This is a genomic window from Sphingomonas sp. ATCC 31555, from assembly GCF_000282895.1.
Lineage (GTDB): Bacteria > Pseudomonadota > Alphaproteobacteria > Sphingomonadales > Sphingomonadaceae > Sphingomonas.
Map to the genome: position 1 here is coordinate 1 of NZ_ALBQ01000017.1, position 25,763 is coordinate 25,763.

The 25,763-nt window shown below is 66.6% G+C and carries 18 protein-coding genes; 7 read left to right on the forward strand and 11 right to left on the reverse strand.

Annotation, left to right across the window (positions count from 1 at the left end):
- Positions 1-120 precede the first annotated feature (120 nt).
- Complete coding sequence (locus B215_RS0109050; protein WP_019369329.1) at positions 121-930, reverse strand: ATP-binding protein; 810 nt, start codon at positions 928-930, stop codon at positions 121-123.
- A gap of 426 nt (positions 931-1,356) precedes the next feature.
- Between B215_RS0109050 and B215_RS0109055 the strand changes: the two genes are divergently transcribed.
- On the forward strand, positions 1,357-2,415 hold the full coding sequence (locus tag B215_RS0109055; protein ID WP_173644883.1) for a mannose-1-phosphate guanylyltransferase/mannose-6-phosphate isomerase: 1,059 nt from the start codon (positions 1,357-1,359) through the stop codon (positions 2,413-2,415).
- Positions 2,416-2,511: 96 nt separating this feature from the next.
- Here the strand turns inward: B215_RS0109055 and B215_RS0109060 are convergent, their stop codons facing one another.
- The 7 genes from B215_RS0109060 to B215_RS19915 all read right to left on the reverse strand — a co-directional run bounded on the left by B215_RS0109060 (position 2,512) and on the right by B215_RS19915 (position 11,854).
- A complete protein-coding gene (locus B215_RS0109060; protein ID WP_019369331.1) occupies positions 2,512-2,925 on the reverse strand; it encodes a DUF3035 domain-containing protein in 414 nt (137 codons plus the stop codon).
- Positions 2,918-3,442, reverse strand: a complete 525-nt coding sequence (gene lspA / locus B215_RS0109065; protein ID WP_019369332.1) for a signal peptidase II — start codon at positions 3,440-3,442, stop codon at positions 2,918-2,920. Before lspA ends, B215_RS0109060 begins: the two co-directional genes overlap by 8 nt.
- Entirely contained in the window at positions 3,439-6,345 is a 2,907-nt protein-coding gene (gene ileS / locus B215_RS0109070) for an isoleucine--tRNA ligase (protein WP_019369333.1), read from the reverse strand. Before ileS ends, lspA begins: the two co-directional genes overlap by 4 nt.
- Before the next feature lie 98 nt (positions 6,346-6,443).
- A complete protein-coding gene (locus B215_RS0109075) occupies positions 6,444-7,211 on the reverse strand; it encodes a class I SAM-dependent methyltransferase (RefSeq protein WP_019369334.1) in 768 nt (255 codons plus the stop codon).
- Positions 7,212-7,213: 2 nt separating this feature from the next.
- Positions 7,214-8,341, reverse strand: a complete 1,128-nt coding sequence (gene prfB / locus B215_RS0109080; RefSeq protein WP_019369335.1) for a peptide chain release factor 2 — start codon at positions 8,339-8,341, stop codon at positions 7,214-7,216.
- 81 nt (positions 8,342-8,422) lie between these two features.
- Entirely contained in the window at positions 8,423-10,936 is a 2,514-nt protein-coding gene (locus B215_RS0109085) for a penicillin-binding protein 1A (protein WP_019369336.1), read from the reverse strand.
- A 66-nt stretch (positions 10,937-11,002) separates the two neighbouring features.
- The gene (locus B215_RS19915) at positions 11,003-11,854 is read right to left on the reverse strand and encodes an N-acetylmuramoyl-L-alanine amidase family protein (RefSeq protein WP_019369337.1); all 852 of its coding nucleotides are present in this window, start codon (positions 11,852-11,854) and stop codon (positions 11,003-11,005) included.
- 423 nt (positions 11,855-12,277) lie between these two features.
- On the opposite strand from B215_RS19915, the gene B215_RS0109100 reads away from it, so the two are divergent.
- From B215_RS0109100 to B215_RS0109120, 5 genes are all read left to right on the forward strand, one after another.
- Positions 12,278-14,962, forward strand: coding sequence for an Rne/Rng family ribonuclease (locus B215_RS0109100; protein WP_173644886.1), 2,685 nt, complete (start codon positions 12,278-12,280; stop codon positions 14,960-14,962).
- 102 nt (positions 14,963-15,064) lie between these two features.
- Positions 15,065-16,438, forward strand: a complete 1,374-nt coding sequence (locus B215_RS0109105) for a M48 family metalloprotease (protein WP_026009111.1) — start codon at positions 15,065-15,067, stop codon at positions 16,436-16,438.
- A complete protein-coding gene (locus B215_RS0109110) occupies positions 16,438-17,211 on the forward strand; it encodes a DsbA family protein (protein WP_019369341.1) in 774 nt (257 codons plus the stop codon). Before B215_RS0109105 ends, B215_RS0109110 begins: the two co-directional genes overlap by 1 nt.
- 71 nt (positions 17,212-17,282) lie before the next feature.
- A complete protein-coding gene (locus tag B215_RS0109115) occupies positions 17,283-18,209 on the forward strand; it encodes an ABC transporter ATP-binding protein (protein WP_019369342.1) in 927 nt (308 codons plus the stop codon).
- Complete coding sequence (locus B215_RS0109120; RefSeq protein WP_019369343.1) at positions 18,206-18,976, forward strand: ABC transporter permease; 771 nt, start codon at positions 18,206-18,208, stop codon at positions 18,974-18,976. Before B215_RS0109115 ends, B215_RS0109120 begins: the two co-directional genes overlap by 4 nt.
- A gap of 17 nt (positions 18,977-18,993) precedes the next feature.
- Here B215_RS0109120 and B215_RS0109125 read toward each other — a convergent pair whose 3' ends face one another.
- The 3 genes from B215_RS0109125 to B215_RS0109135 form a co-directional block, all read right to left on the reverse strand.
- On the reverse strand, positions 18,994-20,199 hold the full coding sequence (locus tag B215_RS0109125; RefSeq protein WP_019369344.1) for a DUF445 domain-containing protein: 1,206 nt from the start codon (positions 20,197-20,199) through the stop codon (positions 18,994-18,996).
- Between the two features lie 188 nt (positions 20,200-20,387).
- On the reverse strand, positions 20,388-23,543 hold the full coding sequence (locus B215_RS0109130; protein ID WP_019369345.1) for an efflux RND transporter permease subunit: 3,156 nt from the start codon (positions 23,541-23,543) through the stop codon (positions 20,388-20,390).
- 12 nt (positions 23,544-23,555) lie between these two features.
- Positions 23,556-24,737 carry an efflux RND transporter periplasmic adaptor subunit gene (locus tag B215_RS0109135; RefSeq protein WP_019369346.1) on the reverse strand — a complete coding sequence of 394 codons (1,182 nt, stop codon included), beginning with the start codon at positions 24,735-24,737 and terminating at the stop codon, positions 23,556-23,558.
- 264 nt (positions 24,738-25,001) lie between these two features.
- Between B215_RS0109135 and B215_RS0109140 the strand changes: the two genes are divergently transcribed.
- Entirely contained in the window at positions 25,002-25,730 is a 729-nt protein-coding gene (locus tag B215_RS0109140; RefSeq protein ID WP_026009112.1) for an SIMPL domain-containing protein, read from the forward strand.
- Positions 25,731-25,763: the final 33 nt, after the last annotated feature.

Here is a 25,763-nt window from a genome sequence, read left to right on the forward strand (position 1 = left end):
CATTCGGCCCTATAACCCAACAACGGAACGGCGGCTAACCACCAATTTACGCCATTCACGGCTGACTAAAACTCGGCAACGCACACTGTCGCGACGCCCCTTCTAAACGCGCGACAAGCCCTAAACCCGCTTCCCCTGCCGCCCCGCCAATTCCACCACATATTGCCACGCCACACGCCCAGACCGGCTTCCCCGCCGCGTCGCCCATTGGATCGCATCCGCCGGCTCGAACACCAGCCCATGCGCCTCGGCATAGCCGCGCACGATCGCGACATAGGTGTCCTGATCGACCACATGGAACCCCAGCGACAGGCCGAAGCGATCGGCCAGCGCCAGATCGTCGTCGATCGAATCGCGCGGGTTGATCGCGCTCGATTGCGCTTCGATGTCGCGCGGCAGCAGATGGCGGCGGTTGGAGGTGACCAGCAGCCGGCAATTGGCCGGCCGTGCCTCGGCCCCGCCTTCCAGCATCGATCGCAGCGCGCGGGCATCGGCGGCGGCGTCGAAGCCGAGATCGTCGATGAAGATCGCGAACGGCCGATCGGTGCCGGCCAGCAGCGCGAACAGATCGGGCAGCGTCTCCAGATGCGTCGTCGCCGCTTCGACCAGCGCCAGCCGCCCGCCCTGCGCCTGCACCTCGCCCACCGCGCCTTTCACCAGCGCCGATTTGCCGGTGCCGCGCGCCCCCCACAGCAGCACGTCCTGCGCCGACGCGCCGGCCGACAGCCGCTCCAGATTGGCGAGGAGCGCGGCCCGCTGCTTCTCCACACCTTGCAGGAAGACCAGCGGCATCGGCGCAAACGCCCGCGCCGGCGCCAGCGCCCGGCCCCGCCACACATAAGCGGGGTGTGCCTGCAGGTCGGCGGGCGGCGCGGGCGGCGGCGCCAGGCGCTCCAGCGCCTCGGCGATGCGGATCAGCGGATCGGTCATATTGCTCCTATAGCCGGTTTCGGGTCGGGAGCGAGCGCACACCCTTGTACTTTGCCGTTATATTCCCTATATGTTCTCATGCCGTTAGCGGCCGCTCTTTGAACGATCCGTCAGCATGTCGCCCTCGTGCGCAAATCCGCGAAGAGCCTAAACTTCCTAAACTTCGGCGTAGCGCAGACGTGAGCAACAAGCAGATCATGGCTCCGATCGGCGGATGAACATGGCCAGACCTGGCCAGCGCCGTGGAAAGTACCGACCTTGCCAAGCATCATCACCTTGCGATTGCTGCAGGGAAGGGTAAACGGATCCAGTGCTTCGTCGTTCAGATCGTTTCGACAAAGAAATTTGGCCGTTGCTGTAACCAATTCGTCGCCTAGCGATTGCAGACCTATGCCTATTCTCGAGTTGATGAAGGAGCTTCCCTGCATGCTGGCACAAAAACCGATCACGCCCGTAATCCTTTCGGGCGGTTCGGGAACACGCCTGTGGCCGATGTCGCGGCCCGAACGCCCCAAGCAGCTTCTCTCGCTCACGGCCGAAGAGACGATGCTGCAGCTCACCGTCCGCCGCACTTCGGGCGAGCGCTTCACCGCGCCGATCATCGTGGCGAACGCCTTTCACACCGATCTGGTCGAAGAGCAGATCGCACATATGGATCTCGCGATCAAAGCGCTGATCCTTGAGCCCATCGGCCGCAACACGGCGCCTGCGATTGCGCTGGCGGCAATGGCGGCGGGCGGCGGCAGCGAGCCGATCCTGGTGATGCCCTCGGACCATGTGATCGGCGATGTCGCAGCCTTTCACGCCGCGATCGAAATTGCCTTGCCGCTGGTCAACGATGGCTGGCTGGTTACTTTCGGCATCGCGCCCGACTCGCCGGAAACTGGCTATGGCTGGATCAAGATCGGCGAAGAACAGCTCGCACCCGGTGTCCACCGCGTCGACCGGTTCGTCGAAAAGCCGCCGCGCGATCGCGCAGAAGCGATGCTCGCATCGGGCGACCATGCCTGGAACGGTGGCATCTTCCTGTTCCGTGCCGACATGTATCTGGGCGCACTCAGCGTGTACGCGCCGGAAATGCTCGTCGCCGCACAGCAATCGATGGACCGGGCCCGGCGTGAGGGCACGCGCATCTTCCCTGATGCTGAAAGCTTTGCCGCCTGCCCTGCCGATTCGATCGACTATGCGGTAATGGAAAAGGCACCGCGCGTTGCCGTTGTGCCGGTTTCGATGGGCTGGAGCGATGTCGGCAGCTGGGATGCGCTGCACGCGATCAGCAATCCGGATGCCGGTGGCAATGTCGTCCGGGGCGACGTGGTCGCGATCGAAGCAGAAAATTGCCTGGTGCAGAGCGAGCCCGGCAAGCGCGTCGCGCTGGTGGGTGTGAAGGATCTGATTGTCGTCGCCTCGGGCGCCGATGTGCTCGTGCTGCCTCGCGGCCGCAGCCAGGAAGTCAAAAAACTGATCGAGGCGATGAAGGGGTGAGACGTGGGGCGCTGCGCCAGCGCCCTGCCATCGACGCAGAAGCCGCCGGCCCGCAAAGCGGACCGGCGGCCCACCGAACTGCATCCGATCTGCGCTTTACTGGGGCGTTTTCACGCTCGCGTCGCGTCCATCACCCTGCGGGGCCGAAAGGATGTCGCGGGTCGTTGTGCCCTTGTCGACCACGTTGGTCGCCGGACTGCCGGCGCTGCTGCGGACACCGGCATCGGCGCTTGCCGCACCGGCCGCGTCCAGCGTGGCGTTCTCCGAAGGGCTGCGTGCGGCCGAACCGCCGAACAGCGCTTCCAGCGCCTGATCGGACGGGTTGGTATCCTGCGGGCGCGCCGCACCCGGCTGCGGCGGACGCAACGAGAAGTCAGGCGGGATCACCAGCGGTGCCTGACGGGCGACGGCGAACTCGTCCGGACGCGCCCGATCATACCCCTTTTTGCCGCACGCCGACAGCGAGGCCACCAGGGCGACGCCGGTCGCGACGAGGATCAACTTACGCATTGAATTTCTTCTCCACAGGGGCAGGCGACTTGGGTGTCTTGTCGCGAACGAGCAGGGCGCGGATCAGCAGGATCACCACGCCGATGGTAATCGCCGCATCGGCGACGTTGAAGACCAAAAAGGGGCGCCACTCGCCGAAATGCAGATCGGCAAAATCGACGACATAGCCGAGCCGGGCACGATCAAGGATGTTGCCGCAAGCGCCGCCCAACACCAAGCCGAGCGCAAGCACATCGCCCTTCTTCCGCTCGCGCAGCATCCACACCAGCACGCCCACCGCAATGGCCGCGGTCATCAGCACCAGCAGCCAGCGTGACGCCGGGCTGTTTGCCGAGAGCAGGCCCAGCGATACACCGACATTCTTGACGAAGCGCAGGTCGAAGATCGGCAGGATCGTCAGCGAATCATTCTGCACCACCAGCCCCAGCGGACCGGTGACGATATATTTGGTAAGCTGATCGAGCAGGAACACGATCAGCGCGGCACCAAAGCCCAATATCCGCACCGATTTCGTCACGACACCACCTCTGCGCAACGGTCACACAGGGCACCGTCCAGCATCACTTCGGGAAGATGCCGCCAACACCGGCCGCATTTGTGGCGATCGGTGGGCCTCACCGTGACATCGGCGGCGGAATCGACCTTCGCGACGATGAACAGCTCGGTGAGCTCCTCCGCCGGCATCGGCAGAGTCGGCACCGTCACTTCGGCCTCCAGACTGGAGCGGACCTTCTTCTCGCGGCGATAGGGCTCGATCGCCTCGGTGACGGTCTGGCGCAGCGCGCGGATCGCGGTCCAGTCATGCTCGACCGACGCGCCTTCCGGCAGCACCGGCCATTCCAGCTCGTGGACCGACCCGTCCTCGCTCGGGAAGCGGCTCTGCCACACTTCCTCGGCGGTGAAGGCGAGGATCGGCGCGGCATAGCGGACCAGCGCGTGGAACAGCACGTCCAGCACGGTGCGATAGGCGCGGCGCTTGGGATCGCTCTCCGCATCGCAATAGAGGCAGTCCTTGCGGATATCGAAGAAGAAGGCCGAGAGGTCCTCGTTCATGAAGTCGCCGAGCGCGCGCGCATAGCGGTTGAATTCGAACGCCTCCGCGGCCGAACGCAGCTCCGCATCGAGCGCCGCCAGCTTGTGGAGCACATAGCGCTCCAGCTCGGGCATGTCGGCAACCGCAACCTTCTCGGCCTCGCCGAACCCGTCGAGCGCACCCAGCAGATAGCGGAAGGTGTTGCGGATCTTGCGATAGGCGTCGCCGGTGCCGGCCAGCACTTCCTTGCCGATGCGGACGTCGTCGAAATAGTCGGTCTGCGCGACCCAGAGGCGCAGGATGTCCGCGCCGCTCTCGCCGATGATCTTCAAGGGATCAACGACGTTGCCGAGCGACTTGGACATTTTCTTGCCCTGGCCGTCGAGCGCGAAGCCATGGGTGAGCACCGCGTCATAGGGCGCCCGGCCGCGCGTGCCCGACGACTCCAGCAGCGACGACTGGAACCAGCCGCGATGCTGGTCCGAGCCTTCGAGATAGAGGTTGGCGCGCACGCCCTCGCCATAGCGCGCCTCGATCACGAAGCTGTGGGTCGAGCCGCTGTCGAACCACACGTCGAGAATGTCGGTGACGACCTCATAATCCTCGGCCCGGTAGTCGGGGCCGAGCAGCGCCTGGTGGTCGGCCTGGAACCAGGCATCGGCCCCGCCGGCGCGGAAGGCGTTGAGGATGCGGGCGTTGACCGCGGGGTCGCGGAGATAGTCGCCGGTGGCGCGGTTGACGTAGAGCGCGATCGGCACGCCCCAGGCGCGCTGGCGGCTGATCACCCAGTCCGGGCGTCCCTCGACCATCGCACGGATGCGGTTGATCGAGCGCTCGGGCACCCAGCGGGTGCGCTCGATCGAATCGAGCGCGATTTCACGGAGCGTGGGGGCGTTGCCTTGCGCTCCCCCTCCCGCCTGCGGGAGGGGGCTGGGGGGTGGGCCCCCGGCCTCCGCGAGTGCATCGCTGGTGGAGAGCGAGGGCCCACCCCCGGCCCCTCCCGCAAGCGGGAGGGGAGAGGGACGGTCCATCGGGATGAACCATTGCGGCGTGGCGCGGAAGATGATCTTCGCCTTGCTCCGCCAGCTGTGCGGATAGCTGTGCTGGAAGTCGTCCGAGGCGGCGAGCAGCGCGCCGGCGGCGCGCAGGTCCGAACAGATCGGGCCTTCGGCGCTGACGAACTTCTTGTTGATCACCGATCCCTGGCCGCCGAGCCAGAGCCAGTCGGCGCGGTACATGCCCGCGCCGTCGACCGCGAACACCGGATCGATGCCGTGCGCCTTGCACAGCAGGAAATCGTCCTCGCCGTGATCCGGCGCCATATGGACGAGGCCGGTACCCGCATCGGTGGTGACGAAGTCGCCGGGCAGGAACGGCCGCGGCTTGGCGAAGAACCCGCCGAGACGGTGCATCGGATGGCGGGCGACGGCGCCGGCGAGCTGGGAGCCCTTCAGCACGTTAGCGAACATCAAGCCCGCATCATCGGCGGGCAGCGAAGCCTCGTCACGGAGACTCAAACCGGTCCGCTTGAGGAATGCATCAACGAGATCAAAAGCAACGAGGTAGGTGCGTCCATCGCTCGCAGGTACGCGAGAGTAAGCGATCCCCTCGCCGTATGCCAACGCCTGGTTCACCGGGATCGTCCACGGCGTGGTCGTCCAGATCACCGCATGCGCGCCGACCAGCTCGGGCGCGTTCGGTGCCTCGGTGATCTCGAACGCCACGTCGATCTGCGTGGACGTGATGTCCTCATACTCGACCTCGGCCTCGGCCAGCGCGGTCTTTTCGACCGGGGACCACATCACCGGCTTGGCGCCGCGATAGAGCTGGCCGCTCTCGGCAAACTTGAGCAGTTCGCCGGCGATCCGCGCCTCGGCGTCGAACTTCATGGTGAGATAGGGATCGTCCCAGTCGCCCAGGATGCCGAGCCGCTCGAACTGGCCGCGCTGCACCGTCACCCACTTCTCGGCATAGGCGCGGCATTCGGCGCGGAAGGCGACGGGATCGACTTCGTCCTTGTTGAGCTTCTTGGCGCGGTACGCTTCCTCGACCTTCCACTCGATCGGCAGGCCGTGGCAGTCCCAGCCGGGGACGTAGGGCGCGTCCTTGCCCATCAGGCTCTGGCTGCGGACGACGATGTCCTTGAGGATCTTGTTGAGCGCATGGCCCATGTGAATGTCGCCATTCGCATAGGGCGGGCCATCGTGCAGCAGGAAGCGCTCGCGGCCGGCGCGGGCCTTGCGCAGCTTCTGGTAGAGATTAATTCGCGCCCAGCGCTCGAGGATGGCGGGTTCCTTGGCAGCAAGGCCGGCCTTCATCGGGAAATCGGTCTTCGGCAGGAAGACGGTGTCGCGCCAGTCGCGCGTGGGATCGGTTGCGTCAGTCATGGGTCGCGCGGGATTAGCGGGTGTGGCGGGGGAAGTCATCCCTTCGTTCTTCTTCCTAGCCCCCCCTTCAGTGGAGGGCTGGGGCTTAGAAGAAGGGATTACTCGTGCGCGCCGTTCGGCTGGGGCGTGACGGCCTTGGCGCGGGCGCCGGACTTGCAGGCCCGGATCGATTCCGGCTCAGGCCGCTCCCCACGCGCCTCGAACACCGCCATATAGCCGCCCGCCGATGCCATCGGCAGCATCGAGACCTGGGCATAGCCCACCGCCGCGAACTCGCATTTGAGCAGCGCCGGCGGAGTTCCGTGATTTTCGGTCGCGCGATCGGCGTCGACCACGATCACCTGCCCGCCCGGCGCGAGCGAGGGGCGCAGCCGCCACAGGAACTCATAGGGCGATTCGATCTCGTGATACATGTGCACCATCAGCACGCGATCGAAGCTGTTTTCGGGCAGCCGCGGATCGGCGGGCAGGCCCAGCCGCACGCTGACATTGTCGAGCTTCTCGCGCACCACGCGCGTTGCAAGCGCGCTGATGTAGTCGGGGACGATGTCCTCGGCGACCACCCGACCCTTGGCGCCGACACGCTGGCCCAGGCGGATGGTGTAATAGCCTTCGCCGGCGCCAATATCGGCCACCGTCATGCCGGGCCGGATGCCCGCCAGGTCCATCACCTTGCCGGCTTCGTTGAGCCGATCGCGTGCTTCCTCGTTCGACCAGCGGGAGGACACGATCGTCGCCACCGGCCGGTCTGCAGCCGGAAAGCCCGAGTTCGCCGGATCGGGGCGCTCTTGGCGCACAGCCCGCGGACTGCCGTCGCACGCCGCCAGCAGCAGCGCTACGCCGAGCAGCAGGGGCCGCGCGGGCAAGCTCAATCGACATCCTCCACCACGACGGCTTCGCCCGTCACGCGCTGTGCTAGCGCGGCAGCCATGAAGCTGTCGAGATCACCGTCGAGCACGTCGCTCGGCGCGGTGGAAGCCACACCGGTGCGCAGATCCTTCACCAGCTGGTACGGCTGGAGCACGTAGGAGCGGATCTGGTGCCCCCAGCCGATATCGGTCTTGGTGGCATTCACCGCGTTGGCCGCCGCTTCCCGCTCGGCCAGTTCGCGCTCGTAGAGGCGGGCGCGGAGCTGGTTATAGGCCTCGGCGCGGTTCTTGTGCTGCGAACGCTGGTTCTGGCACTGCACGACGATGCCGGTGGGCAAGTGGGTGATGCGCACCGCCGAATCGGTGGTGTTGATGTGCTGCCCGCCCGCACCCGAGGCGCGATAGGTGTCGATGCGCAGCTCGCTCTCGTTGATCTCGATGTCGATATTGTCGTCGATCACCGGATAGACCCAGACGGAGGCGAAGCTGGTCTGGCGGCGCGCGTTCGAATCGAACGGGCTGATGCGCACCAGCCGGTGCACGCCGCTCTCGGTCTTGGCATAGCCGTAGGCGTTTTCGCCCTTGAACAGCAGCGTCGCCGACTTGATGCCCGCCTGTTCGCCGGCATGATAGTCGACCAGCTCGACCTTGTAGCCGTGGCGTTCCGCCCAGCGCGTGTACATGCGCTGGAGCATTTCAGCCCAATCGTTCGATTCGGTGCCGCCGGCGCCGGCGTTGATCTCGATATAGGTGTCGTTCGGATCGGCCTCGCCGGAGAGCAGCGCCTTCACCTTGTCCTGCTCCGCGCGATCGGCGAGCTGGCCCAGGCTGGCGGTGCCCTCGCTCGCCATTTCCTCGTCGCCCTCGGCCTCAGCCATCTCGATCAGCTCGACGGTGTCGTTGAGCTCGCTCTCGATCGCCCGCGTCGCGGTGATCGATTCGTCGAGGCGGCGACGCTCACGCATCACGTCCTGCGCCTTCTTGGCGTCGTTCCACAGCGTCGGATCCTCAACGCGCGCGTTCAGCTCGTCGAGGCGGCGCAGCGCGCGGTCCCAGTCGAGCGAGCGGCGCAGCAGCGCCAGCGCGCTGTTGATCTTGTCGACATATGCCTGCGCTTCAGCGCGCATGTTCCAAACCTTCCGAAGTAACCGCTGGCCGCACCACGGACGATGCGGCGATCCAAGCCAATATAGGGTGTGGGCGCCCCGCTAGTAGATTCCGCCCTGCCGTTGCAAGAAATCGCTGTCGCCCTGGCGATCGGCCTTGCGCTGCGTGGTCGGCGCCGCGACGGGTGCCGCGCCTTCATTGGCGGTGCGGCGGGTGCGGCGCGGATCGCTTTCCGGTCGGAACGCTTCCCAAATCACCGGCGACAGCGGATCGTCGCTCGGCCAGCCGCCCTGTACCGGACGGCCGCTGCGCCGATCGATCCGCACCATGCGAACGCCCGGCGGCGCAGTAAAGGGCAGCACGTCCATATCCTTGAACGCCGGCACCGCGAACTGCTTGAAGATCGGCGCAGCGATCGATCCACCCTGGGCATAGCCGCCCAGGTTCGACGGACTGTCATAGCCCAGATACAGGCCGCCGATCATCTGCGGCGTGCCGCCGACGAACCACACGTCGGTCGGGCCGTTGGTGGTACCCGTCTTGCCCATCATCGGCCTGCCGAGATCGCGAAGCACGGTGGCGGTACCGCGCTGGATCACGCCTTCGGTGATATGCACCATCTGATAGGCGACCATCGGATCCAGCACCTGGCGGCCGCGCGCCACCGGCCGCGGCATCGGCTTGCCGTTCCAATCGCTGGCATTGCACCCCTGGCACGGACGCCAATTCGCCGGGAAAATCACTCTGCCCCGGCGATCCTGCACGAAATCGATCAGCGTGGGATTCAGCGCGCGACCATGGTTCACCAGGATCGAATAGGCGTTCACCATCCGCAGCACGGTCGTCTCGCCGGCGCCCAGCGCATAGGAGAGATAGGGGTTGAACCGCGTCTTCGAGATGCCGATGCGCTGGATCATGTCGACCACCTTGTCCATGCCGGTGGTGTTGGCGATCTGCACCGTCATCAGGTTGCGCGACTGTTCGATGCCCCAGCGCAGCGTGCGCGGGCCGGCACCGCGGGCATTGCCGAAGTTGCGGAAGCATTTCTGCCCCAGCCCTGCGCCCTGCCACACACAGAACGGTCCATCGACAACGATCGAAGCGGGGGTCATCCCATTCTCGAGCGCGGCGGCATAGACGATCGGCTTGATCGTCGAGCCCGGCTGGCGGGTCGCCTGGGTGGCGCGGTTGAACGCCTGTAGCCGGGCATCGAAGCCGCCCTGCATCGCCAGGATGCGGCCGGTGGACGGGTCCTCGACGACCATGCCACCGGAGATCTTGGGCACACTGCGCAGGCTCCACGCGCCGCCTTCGGGGGCCACCGCCAGAATGTCGCCGACCTTGATCGCGTCGAACGCACGCCCGCCCTTGCCCCGCACCGGCATGGCGGCGGCGCCGGCCGGAAGCGTGCCGGTTTCGCCATCGTCGAAGCCGAGCTGGGCCGCGCGGGCATCGCGGGCAATAACCACCGCCGCGCGCCAGTTGTCGTAATCGACGCCGACGTTCTTCGAGGCAAAGGCCGAATACCAGCCATCGCCTTCGAACTGCACCTTGCCGATCGGGCCGGACCAGCCGCGCCCGCGATCATAGCGGAGCAGGCCGTCGCGCAGCGCCCGCTGGGCATAGGCCTGCAGCTGCGGATCGAGCGAGGTGCGCACCCACAGTCCGCCGTCATAAACGCTGTACGGCCCATCCTCGCGCTTCTCGCCGAAGGTGCGGGCGAGCTGGCGTCGGACTTCCTCGACGAAATAGCCGCCTACCCGCTCGAAGCGCGGGGTCTGGCGCGGCACGGTGCCGAGCGGCGCCGCCACCGCCGCGTCGTGCTGCGGCTGATCGATAAATCCGTTGCGCAGCATCTCGCCGAGTACCCAGTTCCGGCGAGCGAGCGCACGGGCGGTATTGCGATCGGGATCGTAATTGGCCGGCCCTTTGGGCAGAATTGCCAGATAGGCCATCTGCGGCAGCGTCAGCCTGTCGAGCGGCTTGCCGAAATAGGCCTCGCTCGCCGCTGCCACGCCGCCGGCATTGCGGCCAAGCTCGATGGAATTGAGGTACAATTCCATGATCTGCTGCTTGCTCAGCGTATCCTCGATCCGCCAGGCAAGGATCGCTTCCTTCAGCTTGCGCATGTAGCTCGCCTCGCTTCCGACGGCGAGGTTCTTGGCCACCTGTTGCGTGATGGTGGATGTGCCGCGCGGCGTCTGCCCGCGGAGCACGCCTTCGCCGGCCGCGCGCACCAGCCCGGGGAAGTCGAGGCCATGGTGCGAGAAGAAGGTGCGGTCCTCCGCAGCCATGAAGGCGCGGACGAGCAGCGGCGGGAACTCGTTATAGCTCAGCTGCACGCGCCGCATCTGGGCATAGGCGTGGATTGGCGTACCATCGGCCGAGCGGACATAGCTTGGCAGTTCCGGCTCGTAACGGCGCAGCGTCTCCACCGAGGGCAGGTGCCGCGCGACCAGCAGCCACAGCAGGAAAACGCCAAGCCCGGCGAGCAGCGCCAGCGTCGCTAGAATGCGGAACCACCAGCGGCGCCGCAGCCGCTGCCAGCGTCCACGCCACCGGCCGGGCTCCCGCTCGATGCGCAAATGGGTGGTGGAAGTGTCGCCGTCGGCCATGCGGCGCGGGGTGTAGCACCTTTTGCGCGCGAGAAAAGGGAGCGGTGCCGGCGGCTTGCCGCAGCTTCAGCGTTGCGGGCCGCGTGTGGCGAGAAAGATTTCGGTGGCGCGGCGCACACGCGCGGCGAGTTGCGCTCGCCCCGCCTCCGACCGGAGAAAGCGAAGATCCTCCGGATTCGAGACATAGCCCAGCTCGAACAGCACCGACGGCATGTCCGGCGCCTTCAGCACCATCAATGCCGCCATCCGCCGCGGCCTGGGGTGCAGCCGCATCACCCCCTTCACCTCGCGGGCCAGCAGATCGGCATAGCGGGCGGAAACCTCCATCGTCCGGCGCTGCGCCAGGTCGATCAGCAGCGATGCGACGTCGGCACCCGCCGCGCCGAGATCTACGCCGGACAGCAGGTCGGCACGATTCTCCCGGGCCGCCAGCCGCGCAGCTTCCTTGTCCGACGCGACTTCCGACAGGGTGTAGATCGTTCCGCCCGCCGCCTTCGCATCCCCCGCATCGTCGCAATGGAGTGACAGGAACAGCGCGGCGCCCATCGCACGAGCCCGATCTACGCGCTGCTGGAGCGATATGAAGCGATCGTCGTCGCGCGTCAGCGCCACCCGCATCCGGCCGGAAGCGCGCAGCGCGTCGCGGATCGCTTGCGCAGCGGCCAGCGTCAGCGCCTTTTCCGGCACCCCGTCCGCGCCGATCGCCCCGGGATCGCGGCCGCCATGGCCGGGATCGAGCACGACCAGGGGCAGATCGCGGCGCTGGGCGGAGGGCGCCGGGCGCGGCGTATCGCTCCGGCCACTGCCGGTCTCGGGCGCAGCCATCGCCAAGCCGGCGATCAGGGCCATTGCAAGCAGCACCCGATCGCTATGCCGCGGCGGCGGCCTGCCGGTCCAGCCGATTTCTCGAGCCGGCATTAACCATATCCCCACCCATCGATGGCATGCCCCGCTGGCGCCCGAGGCGCAGTTCCATCCCAATGGAAAGATCAAGTCGCCTTCTTGCGCCGCCAGTTGCCGCAGCGACAGAGCGGTGCTAGGCAAGTAACGCTTCCGGCATTGCGCCGGATCAGGCCGCGACCCTAAATGTCGCGACAGTTCAGGTTGACGCTCGCATGAGGCAATTTCCCCACCGTCCGCATCGCCAGGCCGTTTCGGCCGGCATCGCGGCGATGGTGGAGCCAGTGGACCGCCGGTCCGGGCGTGCCTGTGCAGCAACAGCAGTTTTTGAAACCCGCGCCACCCGGATCGGCCTTGTCGGTCGTCCGGTGCGCTTCTTGTATCGCGCGCTCGCGCCCCATTCCTTCGAGGAACTGTGCCGGCGCGCCCGGAGAATCATAAATGACCATGCGTATGCTGATCGACGCACGCCACCGGGAAGAAACCCGCGTGGCCGTCGTCAAAGGGAATCGAATCGAGGAATTTGACTTCGAGTCCGCCGAGCGCAAGCAGCTCAAGGGGAATATCTATCTCGCCAAGGTGACCCGGGTCGAGCCGTCGCTGCAGGCGGCGTTCGTCGATTACGGCGGCAACCGCCATGGCTTTCTCGCCTTTTCGGAAATCCATCCCGACTATTACCAGATCCCCAAGGAAGACCGCGAAGCCCTGCTGCGCGAAGAGGCCGAGCATGCCGCGCAGGAAGCCGCGCTGCGCGAGGCCGATGGGGACGATGACGACGATCACCACGACCACGATCATGACCACGACGACCACGAAGACGGCGTCGAGATGGTCGAGCGTGCTCATGACGACGAGGAAGCCTCGGAAGGCGAAGACGCGCCGCAGGGCGGCCGCCGCCGTCGCGGTCGTGGCGGCAATGGCGACGAGGCGGAGGCGCTGCGCCAGCGCCGCATGAATCTGCGCCGCCGCTACAAGATCCAGGACGTGATCCGTAGGCGTCAGGTGCTGCTGGTCCAGGTCGTCAAGGAAGAGCGCGGCAACAAGGGTGCGGCGCTGACCACCTATCTCAGCCTCGCCGGCCGCTACTGCGTGCTGATGCCGAACACCGCGCATGGCGGCGGCATTTCGCGCAAGATCAACTCGGCCGCCGATCGCAAGCGCCTCAAGGGCATCATGGCGGACCTCAAGCTGCCGCCGTCGATGGGCTGTATCGTCCGCACCGCCGGCCTTCAGCGCACCAAGACCGAGATCAAGCGCGATTTCGATTATCTCGCCAGGCTGTGGGACGAGATTCGCGAGAAGACGCTGTCTTCCTCCGCGCCCGCACTCGTCTATGGCGACAGCGACCTGATGAAGCGCGCAATCCGCGACATCTACAATCGCGACATCGATGAAGTGATCGTCGAGGGCGAGGAAGGCTATCGCCAGGCGAAGGACTTCATGAAGCTCCTGATGCCGAGCCATGCCCGCAAGGTGAAGCAATATGCCGATGCGGTGCCGCTGTTTCAGCGCGCCGGCGTCGAGGAGCAGCTGTCGGCGATGTACCATCCGGTGGTGCAGCTGAAGTCCGGCGGCTATCTGGTGATCAACCCGACCGAGGCGCTCGTCTCAATCGACATCAACTCCGGCCGTTCGACGCGCGAGCACAATATCGAGCAGACCGCGACCGCAACCAATCTCGAAGCCGCCCAGGAAATCGCCCGCCAGCTCCGCCTGCGCGACATGGCGGGCCTGGTCGTCATCGACTTCATCGACATGGATCATTCGTCCAACGTCCGGAAGGTCGAGAAGGCGATGAAGGAGGCGCTGAAGAACGATCGCGCCCGCATCCAGGTCGGCCGCATCTCGCCCTTCGGCCTGATGGAAATGAGCCGCCAGCGCCTGCGCACCGGCGTGCTGGAGGCCTCCACCCGCACCTGCCCGCATTGCGAGGGCACTGGCCTGGTCCGTACCGCCTCGTCGGCGGGCCTGTCGGCGCTGCGCATGATCGAAGACGAGGCCGCCCGCGGCCGCGGCTCGGAAATTCTGCTGCGCGCCAGCCAGGAAGCGGCGTTCTACGTGCTCAACAAGAAGCGCGGCGAGCTGGCGGAGATCGAGGATCGCTACGGCGTGATGATCGAAGTCGCCGCCGATGGCGAGCTCGAAGGCGCGCGCATGACGGTGGAGGCCTCGGGCCCGCCGCCGGCCTATGCGCCGAAGATCGAGCCGCTGCTCGAGGAGCCCGAAGAGGAGTTCGTCGAGGAGATCGAGGACGAGGAAGAGGAACTCGAAGCCGAGGCAGACGCCGAAGCCGCCGAGCCGCGCGACCGTGGTGAGCGGAGCGAGCGGAACGACAACGAAGGTCGCGCCAAGCGCCGTCGCCGCCGCCGGGGCCGCGGTCGTCGCGGTCGCGAGGAAGGCGGCAGCGATGCCGGCCAGGATGAGCAGGCCGACGCCGAAGCACCCGAAGGCGATGCCGACGAAGCGCCGGCCGAGGCCGACATGGTTGCGGAAGGCGAAGAGACCGTCGCCCAGCGCGAGGAAGGCGAGCGGAACCGCAAGCGCCGCCGTCGCGGACGTCGCGGTGGCCGTCGCGGTGGCGGCGACGAGGGCAGCGAGCAGTTGGCAGAGGACGGCAGCGAGGCAACCGACGCCGAAGCACCGGCCGAGCCGGTCGCCGAAGCGGCACCTGCTCCCGCCGCGGTAGAAGCCGAAGCGGAAGCCGAGGCCGAACCCGCCCCGGCACCGAAGAAGCGCACCCGCCGCAAGAAGGCAGATGCCGAGGCCGCACCAGCCGCCGAAGCGCCGGCCGCCGTCGAGGCTCCGGCCGAGGAGGCGCCCGCCAAGCCCAAGCGCACCCGCCGCAAGAAAGCGGATGCCGAAGCCGAAGCCGCCCCCGCGGTCGAAGCCCCTGCCGCTGTCGAGGAAGCGCCGGCCAAGCCCAAGCGTACTCGCCGCAAGAAGGCCGACGTCGCGGCCGAAGCGGCGCCCGAAGCACCGGCCGTCGAAGCGCCCGTGGCGCAGGACGTAGCGCCGGTCGAGGACGCTGCGGCAGCCGAGTCCGCGCCGGCTGAAACAACGTCGCAAGCCCCTGCAGAGGATGGCCAGCCGCGTCGCGGCTGGTGGCAGCGGACCTTCGGCGCTTGATGGGATCGCCCCGGCCGGGACGCCTTGCGCCGGGCCGGGGCGCCACCCACCATTAAGGGCGGCCGCGCCAGGGCGCCCGGCGTAGGAGTGCAGGAGTTCGATATGGCGCGTATCCATCGTCTGGCCACGCTGCTCGCGATGCTTTGCCTCGCGCTCTTCGCCGCACGGCCGGCGCTCGCGCAATCCGTTCTCCGCGACGCCGAAACCGAAGCGCTGCTGGCGGACATGGCGAATCCGCTGTTCAAGGCCGCAGGCCTCTCGCCGGCCAGCGGGCAGGTCGTGCTCATCGGCGATCCGTCGATCAACGCCTTCGTCGCCGGCGGCCAGATCGTCTATATCAATGCCGGCCTGATCGACGCCGCCGATAGCGCAAACCAGGTCCAGGGCGTGATCGCCCACGAAATAGGCCACATTATCGGCGGCCATGCCGTGTTCCAGCGCGACGGCGGCTATGGAAACATCTCGATCCTCAGCCTGCTGCTGGGCGCCGCGGCGATGGCGGCCGGCTCGGCGGAGGCGGGTACCGGTATCCTGATGGCAGGCCAGCGCGCCGCGATCGGCAAGTATCTCGCCTATAGCCGCGTCCAGGAATCTTCGGCCGATGCCGCCGGCGCGCGCATCCTCAACGGCGCCGGCGTAACCGGCAAGGGCATGATCGGCTTCTTCGAGAAGCTGACGCAGCAGATGCACCAATATGGCTATTACACCACCGGCCCGGAAGTGGATCCGTTCGCGCAGACCCACCCGCTGTCGCAGGATCGCGTGCAGACGCTGACGGCGGACCTGCAGAATGCGCCGAGCTGGAGCAAGCCGCTCGACCCCGATCTGGAACGACGCTTCAAGCGCGTTCAGGCCAAGCTGCGCGGCTATGCCAACGATCCCAAGGCCACGCTGCGGATCTATCCGAAAACCGATACGTCGGTGCCGGCGCACTATGCCCGCGCCTATGCCTATCACAAATCGGGATATCCGGAGCAGGCCGCGGCCGAAACGCAGGCGCTGGTGAAGCTAGCGCCCACCGATCCCTATTTCCTCGAGCTGGAGGGCCAGATCCTACTGGAGTCCGGCCAGCCGCGCAGCGCGCTCGAACCGCTGCGCAAGGCCACGCAGCTGTCGAACAATGCCCCGCTGATTGCCAGCACTTTCGGCCACGCGCTGGTCGCGACCGAAGACAAGGCCAATCTGAAGGAAGCCGAGCGCGTGTTGCGCGATTCGCTCACCCGCGATCGCAACAATCCCTTCGCCTGGATCAATCTGGGCACCGTCTATGATCGGCTGGGCGACGAGCCACGCACCGCGCTCGCTACCGCCGAGCGCGCCAATCTTATTGGCGATCCGCGCACCGCGCTGATCAGCGCGCGGCGTGCCATGGGCGGGCTGGCGCAGGGTTCGCCCGACTGGGTCCGCGCGCAGGACATCGCGATGGTCTCCGAACAGGCGATGAAGGACGACAAGCGCTATCGGGGCGGACGCTGATGGCACGCTGGTTCCGCCATCCGCTGGCGCTGATCGCCGGGTTTCTGGTGGCCGCGATCCTGGGCGGGGCGGTCGCGCTGGGCCTGCAGGCGGCGCTGCCCGGCCTGGGGGGTAACAAGGCGCAGGTGGAGCGCATCGTTCGGGCTTATCTGCTCGACCGGCCCGAAATCCTGCGCGAGATGATGGAACGGCTGCAGCAGCAGGAAACTGCCCAGCAGCAGCAGGCGCAGGAAGCGGCGCAGGGCGCGATCGCCGCCCAGATGCCCGCGCTCACCACCGCCTTCGGCAGCGCCTGGGCGGGCAACCCCAAGGGCGATGTGACCGTCGCCGTGTTTATGGACTATGCCTGCGGCTATTGCCGGGCGAGCCTGCCGGCAGTGGCGGAACTCGTCGCCAAGGACCCCAATGTCCGCATCGTTTATCGGGAATTCCCGGTGCTGGGGAATGCCAGCGTCACCGCCGCGCGCTTCGCGCTTGCCGCTGCCCAGCAAGGGAAGTTCCGCGCCTTCCACGATGCCTTGTTCGCTGCCGACGGGCCCAGCGACGCAGCGATCGCCGACGCGCTCACCAAGGCCGGGCTCGACCGGGCGGTCGCGGAAAAGGCAGCCGCATCGGAAAGCGTGACGCGCGAGATCGAAAGCAATCACAAGCTGGGTGCCCAGCTGGCGATGAATGGCACGCCTTCCTGGGTCGTGGGCGGCAAGATCCTGTACGGCGCGCGCGATTATGCCGCGCTGGCGGAGGCGGTGGCAGCGGCACGCAAGGCCAAGTAGAGCCATATGCCCTTGCCGCTCCGGCGGCTGCCCCCTACCTAACGGCTTCCTTCCGGCCGGGGCTTTCTTCCATGCAACCCATCCTGTCGCTACGCCAGGTCAGCAAGACCTACGCGTCGGGCCATACCGCGCTTGATCACGTTGATCTCGACATCCGGCGCGGCGAAATCTTCGCCCTGCTCGGCCCCAATGGCGCCGGCAAGACGACGCTGATCTCGATCATCTGCGGCATCGTTACTCCCAGCACCGGCACGATCCTGGTCGATGGCGACGATGCGATCCGCCATCCCCGTACTGCGCGCGCGAAGATCGGGCTGGTGCCCCAGGAAGTGGCGGTGGACATGTTCTCGCGCGTCGGATCGGCCGCCCGCTTTTCGCGCGGCCTGTTTGGCAAGGCGCCGGATTCCGCCTATTGCGACCAGCTGCTGAAAGACCTGTCGCTGTGGGACAAGCGCGACGCCAAGGTGATGGAGCTTTCCGGCGGCATGAAGCGGCGCGTGATGATCGCCAAGGCGCTTGCGCACGAGCCCGAGATCCTGTTCCTGGACGAGCCGACCGCCGGCGTTGACGTCGAGCTGCGGCGGGACATGTGGAAGCTGATCGGGCGGCTGCGCGATCGCGGCACCACCATCATCCTGACCACCCACTATATCGAAGAGGCCGAGGAAATGGCCGATCGGGTGGGCGTGATCAACAAGGGCAAGCTGTTGCTGGTCGAGGAAAAGGCCACGCTGATGCGTAAGCTCGGCAAGCGCGAACTGGATCTTAGCCTGGTCGAGCCGCTCCATGCCCTGCCGCCAGCGCTGGCCGACTGGCAGCTGAGCCTGGAGGACGAGGGCCGGCGCCTGCGCTACACCTTCGATGCCCAGGCGGAGCGCACCGGCATCCCCTCGCTGCTGCGTACGCTGCACGAACTGGGCATCGCCTTTAAGGATCTCGATACGTCCAAGTCGAGCCTGGAAGATATCTTCGTCGATCTGGTGGGGGCACGCGGATGAGCGGCATCAACGTCCATGGCATCTGGGCCATCTACAAGTTCGAAATGGCCCGCACGCTGCGCACCCTGTGGCAGTCGATCGCGACGCCGGTGATCACCACGTCGCTCTATTTCATCGTGTTCGGCGGCGCGATCGGCAGTCGGATCGATTCGATCGGCGGGGTGAATTACGGCAGCTTCCTGGTGCCCGGGCTTATCATGCTGTCGCTGCTCACTCAAAGCATCGCCAATGCCTCGATCGGCATCTATTTCCCCAAATTCACCGGCACGGTGTTCGAACTGCTCTCCGCACCGATCTCGGCGGTCGAGATGGTGGTCGGCTTTGTTGGCGCCGCTGCCACCAAGTCGGTGGTCATCGGGCTGATTATCCTCGCCACCTCGGCGCTGTTCGTGCCGCTGCGGATCGACCATCCGGCGGCGATGTTTGCCTTTCTGGTGCTGACGTCGATCACGTTCAGCATGTTCGGCTTCATCATCGGCATCTGGGCGCGCAGCTTTGAACAGCTGAACATCGTGCCGTCGCTGCTGGTGACGCCGCTCACCTTCCTGGGGGGCGCCTTCTACTCGATCGACATGCTACCCCAGCCCTGGCACGCGATCAGCCTGTTCAACCCGGTGGTGTATCTGATCAGCGGTTTCCGCTGGAGCTTTTTCGGCAAGGGCGATGTGGCGATCGGCTGGAGCCTTGGCTTTACCGGCGGCTTCCTGCTGCTGTGCCTCGCCTTGATCGTTTGGATCTTCCGCACTGGATATCGCCTGAAGAACTGACGTAACGGCGTGCTGCGTTACAGCAGCACGTCCACTGCATGGATGGCAACGCCCACCATGCCGCCCACCAGCGTGCCGTTGACGCGGATATATTGCAGGTCGCGGCCGACGGCGTTTTCGAGGCGCGACGTCACCGTGCGCGCATCCCAGCCGCGGATCGTGTCGGACACCAGCCGGACGATCCCGTCGCCATAATCGGATGCCGCGCCGACGGCGGTGCGGCGGACGAAGCGATTGATCGTGCGGGCCAGCCGCGCGTCGGTCTGCAGCGTGCCGCCGAACTGCCGCAGCGCCTCGCCCATGCGGCCGCCGAGCGCGCGTTCGGGATCGCGGGCCAGCCGCAGCATCGCCGCGCGGCTCTGTTCCCACAGTCCGTCTATCCAGCGCTGGAAGCCCTGGTTCTCCAGCATCTCGAGCTTGAACGCCTCTACCCGCGCCTGCAGCGCCGGATCGTGCTGAAGCCGTTCGGCCAGGCTTTCCAGCCCTTCCTCCACCTTGGCGCGCACGGGGTGCTCGGGGTCCTCGGCCATCTCGTCGATCAGCTTCTTCAGCCCCTCGATGATCTTTGTGGCGAGCGTCTCGTCGAGCCCGGTCCAGCGCATCACCGTTCCGGCGCGGGCGTGCACCATGTCGCGGATCAGATGTTCGTTGGCATCGAGGATGCGGGCGCCACCACGAACCATTGAGTCGAGCAGCGGCAAGTGGCGACCATTGGCGATCGCGGCTGCCAGCGCCTGGCCGAACAGCGGCGCGACATCGATCGCCCGGAGGCGGGAGGCGATCGCACCCTTCGCCATGCCGCCCAGCCGTTCCTGATCGAGCGATTCGAGCACGCTGGCCGCCAGCCGAGATGCCCCCGCGCCGATGCGGCCTGTGCCGTGCGACGGCGCCGCCAGCCAGCGCCCGGCAGCGCCCGCCACGTCCAGCCGCTGCATGCGCCGGGCGACGACCCTGGGAATGAGGAAGTTGTCGCGCAGGAACTGGCCGAGCGTCTCGGCAATGCGATCCTTGTTGCGCGGGATGATGGCGGTGTGCGGGATCGGCAGGTGCAGCGGATGCCGGAACAATGCCGTCACCGCGAACCAGTCCGCCAGACCGCCCACCATCGCTGCTTCGGCGAAGGCGCGCAGAAAGGGCATGACGGGATGCAGGTCCGCATACTGACGCGCCAGCAGGAACAGTGCCGCCATCAGCAACAGCAGTCCGGTGGCGACGCGACGCATCCGGCGAAGGCCGGGAGGAACGCTGTCGGCGGACGAGGGAGAAAGCGGGGTCATGCAACGTGCAACGCGGTTCAGCGCCGCATGCTCCCCGGATCACGCGGGCAACGAGATCGGGAGGACATCATACAGGCGCACATGCGCCGGACCATGCCCTCCCCCGCCCGCCCCCGCAAGCATGCGGGAGGCGGTTACTCCGCCGGCTGGACGTTGTCGTCGCCCGGCTTGTGATCGATCGCGGGCTTGTTCTGCGCCGGCCCGAGCACGATGCTGCCATCGTCCCCCGGCCGATAGGTGAGCAGCCGCCGCGACAGGCGCGGGCCGAGCCAGCCTTCCAGCCCCACGGCCAGGCTGAACAGCGCCGGCACGATCACCAGCGTGAGCAGAGTGGACACGATCAGGCCGCCGATCACCACCACGCCCATCGGCGCGCGGAACGAGGAGTCGCCGTTGATCGACAGCGCCGTCGGCACCATGCCCGCCACCATCGCGATCGTGGTCATCACGATCGGCTGGGCGCGCTTGCGGCCGGCATCGACGATGGCGACCATCTTCGGCACGCCCTTCTCCATCTCCTCCAGCGCGAAGTCGACGAGCAGGATCGAGTTTTTGGCGACGATGCCGAACAGCATCAGCATGCCGATATAGACCGGCAACGACACCGGCATGCCGAGGATCGCCAGCGCGATCAGCCCGCCCAGCGGCGCGTTCCACAGGCTCGCCATGTTGACGATCGGCGACACGAAGCGGCGATAGAGCAGCACCAGCACCGCGAAGACCAGGAAGATGCCCGATGCCAGCGCGATGATGAAGTTGTTGATCATCTCGCCCTGCCACTTGGCCTGGCCCACGGTCATCTCGGTCACGCCGAGCGGCAGGTTCTTCATGATCGGGAGATTGTGGATCTCCTTCATCACGTCGCCCGAGACATAGGGCTTGCCGGTCGCGGGATTGACGCCCAGGTCCGCGCCCACCACCAGGCGGCGCTGCAGGTTCAGCCGCTCGATCTTGGTCGGCCCCGCGGCAAAGCGGATATCCGCCACCACCGACAGCGGCACCGATCCGCCGGTCTGGGTCTGCACGCGCATGTTCTGGAGCGTATCCAGCTTCGTGCGGGCATCCTCGTTCAACGCGACGCGGATCGGGATCTGGCGATCGGAGAGCGAGAAGCGCGCACTGTTCTGTTCGATATCGCCCAGCGTCGCGACGCGGATCGCGTTGGACAGCGCCGCGGTGGTCACGCCCAGATCGGCGGCGAGATCGAGCCGCGGCGCGATCACGATTTCCGGCCGCTGCAGATCGCCCGAAACGCGCGGTGCGACCGCAGACTTCAGCCCTTCCATCTGCTTCACCAGCGTCAGCGCGGTCTGGTTGAGCAGTTCCGGATCCTCGCCGCCCAGCGTGATCGTCAGGTCACGCCCCGACGAGCCCCAGCCGAACTGCGACCGGAAGTTGACGCGCGCATCGGGAATGGCGCGCAGCTTCGGCGCAACGCGCTTCTCGAACTCGGTGCTCCGCTCGGCCCGCTTTTCGGCGAGATCGGCGGTGACCCGGCCGCTGCCGACCAGCGTGCGGGCATAGGTATGCTCCACGCCCGGTTCGGCGCGCAGGATGCCGGCGACCTGCTGCACGACGCGGTCGGTCTGCTCGAGCGTGGTGCCGGGCACCATTTCGATGGTCGCGGTGACGCTGTCCTGGTCCTGCGCCGGCTGGAAGGTCTGCGGCATGGTGACGAGCAGGCCGATGGTGCCGGCAAGCGACAGCACATAGGCGAGGATCGCTACCCAGCGGTGCATCAGCGTCCATTCGAGCAGCCGCACATAGCCGCGCATCACAGCGCCGCCGCCATGTTCGGTATGGCCGTGCGCCTTCAGGAAATAGGCCGCGATCATCGGCGTCAGCATCCGGGCCACCGCCAGCGACATCAGCACGGCGGCAACGACGGTGAGGCCGAAATTTTTGAAGAACTGGCCCGAGATGCCCGGCATCAGGCCCACGGGGAGGAACACCGCGACGATCGACATGGTGGTGGCGAGCACCGCTACACCGATCTCGTCGGCGGCATCGATCGATGCCTGATAGGCCGATTTGCCCATGCGCATGTGGCGAACGATGTTCTCGATCTCCACGATCGCGTCGTCCACCAGCACGCCCGCCACCAGGCTGAGCGCGAGCAGCGTCATCTGGTTGAGCGTGAAGCCCAGCATGTCCATGAACCAGAAGCTCGGGATCGCGGACAGCGGGATCGCCAGCGCCGAGATCACCGTCGCCCGCCAGTCGCGCAGGAACAAGAACACGACGATGACGGCGAGCACCGCGCCCTCGATCATCGCCTCCATCGCGGTGTGATACTGCTCGAGCGCATATTTGCTGGCATTGTCGAGCAGCTCGAAGCGGACCTTCGGGTTGCTCTTTTCCAGCGCGCGCAGCTTCTTCTGGGTTTCGTCGAAGATGGTGACGTCCGACGCGCCCTTGGCGCGCTGGATGTCGAACGAAATCACCGGATGGCCGTCATAGCGGGCGAAGTTGCGCTGCTCGGCATTGCCGTCCTTCACCAGCGCGATATCCGCCAGCCGCACGACGCGGCCGTTACCGGTGGAGATCTGGGTCTGCCCCAGCGTATAGGCGTCCTTGGCGTTGCCAACGACACGCAGCGACTGTTCGAAGCCCGAAATCTCGGCGCGGCCGCCGGCGGCGTTCAGGTTCACCTGGCGCAGCTGCTGGTTCACCTGGCTCGCGGTAAGGCCGAAGCTGGCGAGCTTCACCGGGTCCAGCACCACGCTGATCTCGCGGCTCACCCCGCCGTTGCGCTGCACGGCCGCCATGCCGCTGATCGACAGCAGTTCCTTGGTGACGGTGTTGTCGATGTACCAGGAAAGCTGCTCGACCGTCATGTCGGTGGCAATGGCGGTGAAGCTGGCAACTTCGTTGGCGCTGGCGGCGTCGACGCGGCCGACCTGCGGCTCCAGGATGCCGTCGGGCAGGTTGCCGCGGATCTGCTGGATGGCGCTGCGCACATCTTCCACCGCGCGGTCGATCGGCGTGCCGATCGCCAGCTGGACCACCGTCTGGCTGTTGCCTTCGGAAACGGTGGAGTTGATCTCGTCGATGCCCTGCAGGCTGCGCACCGCGGATTCAACACGCTGCGTCACCTGCGTCTCCAGCTCGCTCGGCGCGGCGCCGGGCTGGCTGATCGAGATCCAGACGATCGGGAAGTCGATGTCCGGATCGTTGTTCACGTCCATGCGCGAAAAGCTGACCAGCCCCGCGATGGTGAGGAACAGGAACAGGACGATCGGCGGGACCGGGTTACGGATCGCCCAGGCAGAGATGTTGCGAAAGCTCATCGCGCCGGTCCCTTACTTTTTCTCGAGTTGGGGAATGACCTTCTGGCCCGGGTTGAGGAACGCGCCCGCGGTCATCACCACGCGCTCGCTGCCGTTCAACCCGCTCGTAACCCGCACGCCCTGATCCGTAACATCGCCCGTGGTGACGGAACGGCGCACCGCTTCGTTCTTTTCGTTCAGGATGTAGACGAAATTGCCCTGCCCATCGCTCTGCACCGCAGATTGCGGCAGCACCACCGCCGTCACCGAACCGGCGACGATGGTCGCACTGGCAAAGCCGCCGGGGCGGAGCGCAGGATTATAGGGCAGCTCGACGCGAGCGATGCCCTGCCGCGTCGACGGATCGATCACCGGCGACACCTGCCAGACCTTGCCTTCGAACCGCAACTGCGTGCCGACCGGCGTCACTTCGGCGGGCGCGCCCACGCGCAATTTCTGGATGTCCGCTTCGGCAAGCTGGGTGCGCAGTTCGAACTGGCCGCCCATCGCCATGCGGAACAGCGCGCCCGAGGCGGAGCTGACGATCTGGCCCGGCTCGATCTGGCGAGCGAGCACCAGCCCCGCTTCCGGCGCGCGGATATCGAGCCGATGGTTGCGGGCCTGGGTCTCGGCGAGCTGCGCCTTGGCGACTCGCACGCGGGCAAGCGCCTGGTCGCGGGTGGCGGTGCGCTGATCGATATCGGCGCGCGAAATGAAGCCGTTGCTCACCAGCTTCTGCGCACGCTCGAGATTGGCCTGGGCGAGCTTCGCCTCGGCTTCGGCGACGCGGATCTGCGCGGCGAGCGACTCGGCGGTCTGCACCTGCACCGAGCGATCGACCGTGGCGAGCACCTGTCCCCGCTGCACCCAGCTGCCTGCATCCACCAGCACGCGCGTGACGATGCCGCCTTCGCCGGCAACGCCCACCGGCATTTCGCGCTTGGCGGCCAGCGATCCGGTACCGGTGACGATCGTGGAGATCGTCTGGCGGCCCGGCGCGGCGACGGTCACCGTCTGCAGCTGGCCCTGCGCCTTGCCGCCCTTGGCGGCTGGCACCTGCTCGCTGCCGGAACGGCTCATCATCAGGAAGGCGGCGATCACGACCAGCGCAAAAGCACCCAGCCCGATCCACAGCCAGCGCCGCCCCCGCCGCGCCGGTTCCCCCTCGAAACCGAGCTGCTCCTGCCGTCCCAACATGCCTGCCTCGTAATTCATGCGCCTACCCCGCTCAGGACGAGCGATCGCCCCCGGTCGCACTGTATTATCGGAATATATCACCGCCGACAAGCCGGTGTCTTGCCGCGGCAAGAAATGCCCGGTTCCACGGTCACGCGCAAGTCGCCACCAGAAAATGCCATGTATATGCGATTGCTTGCAAGTAACGACGGGCCCGTGGGCCCGAACAATCCGTTCAGGCTGCATTCGTCTGCAACCGTCGACAAGCCGGGGCAGATCAACGATCAAACCGAGGAGACCTTCATGATCCGCACCCTGCCGCTGGCCGCCGCACTGCTCGCATGCGCTGCGGCGCCGGCCGCCTACGCCCAGGCGATTCCCTTGGCACAGGCGATTCCGGCCGATGGCACCGTGCTCGATGTCGTCGCCGACGGCACCACCACCCGCGTACCCGATCTCGCGTTGATCCGGGCCGGCGTCGTAACCGATGCACCCAGCGCGGCAGAGGCGCTTCGGCTGAATGCCAGCCGCATGGGGGGCGTGCTCGCGGCGCTGCGCAAGGCCGGCGTCGCCGAACGCGACTTGCAGACCACCGCCGTCAGCCTGGCGCCGCAGTATCGCTATCAGGAAAACAAGCCGCCAGTGATCACCGGCTATCAGGCATCCAACCAGGTGACGGTGCGGTTCCGCGACGTGGCGAAAAGCGGTCCGATCCTCGATACCCTGGTCGCTCAGGGTGCGAACAACATCAGCGGCCCTGAACTGACGCTATCCGACGCGGACGGCGCGCTCGACGAGGCGCGCCGAGACGCGATCAGCCGCGCTCGTGCGCGGGCAACGCTCTATGCCCAGGCGGCGGGTCTGAAGGTGGAGCGCATCCTGGTGATTTCGGAGGCCGGCACCACCGCTCCGCCTGCCCCCATGCCGATGCTGATGCGCGCCAAAGAATTCGCGCCGCAGGCCGATACCGCCATCGTGCCGGGTGAACAGAAAATCACCGCCAGTGTTTCGGTGCGCTTCCTGCTGAAGTGAGCTAACTGCGGCAGAATGCGCCAACCAAGAAAA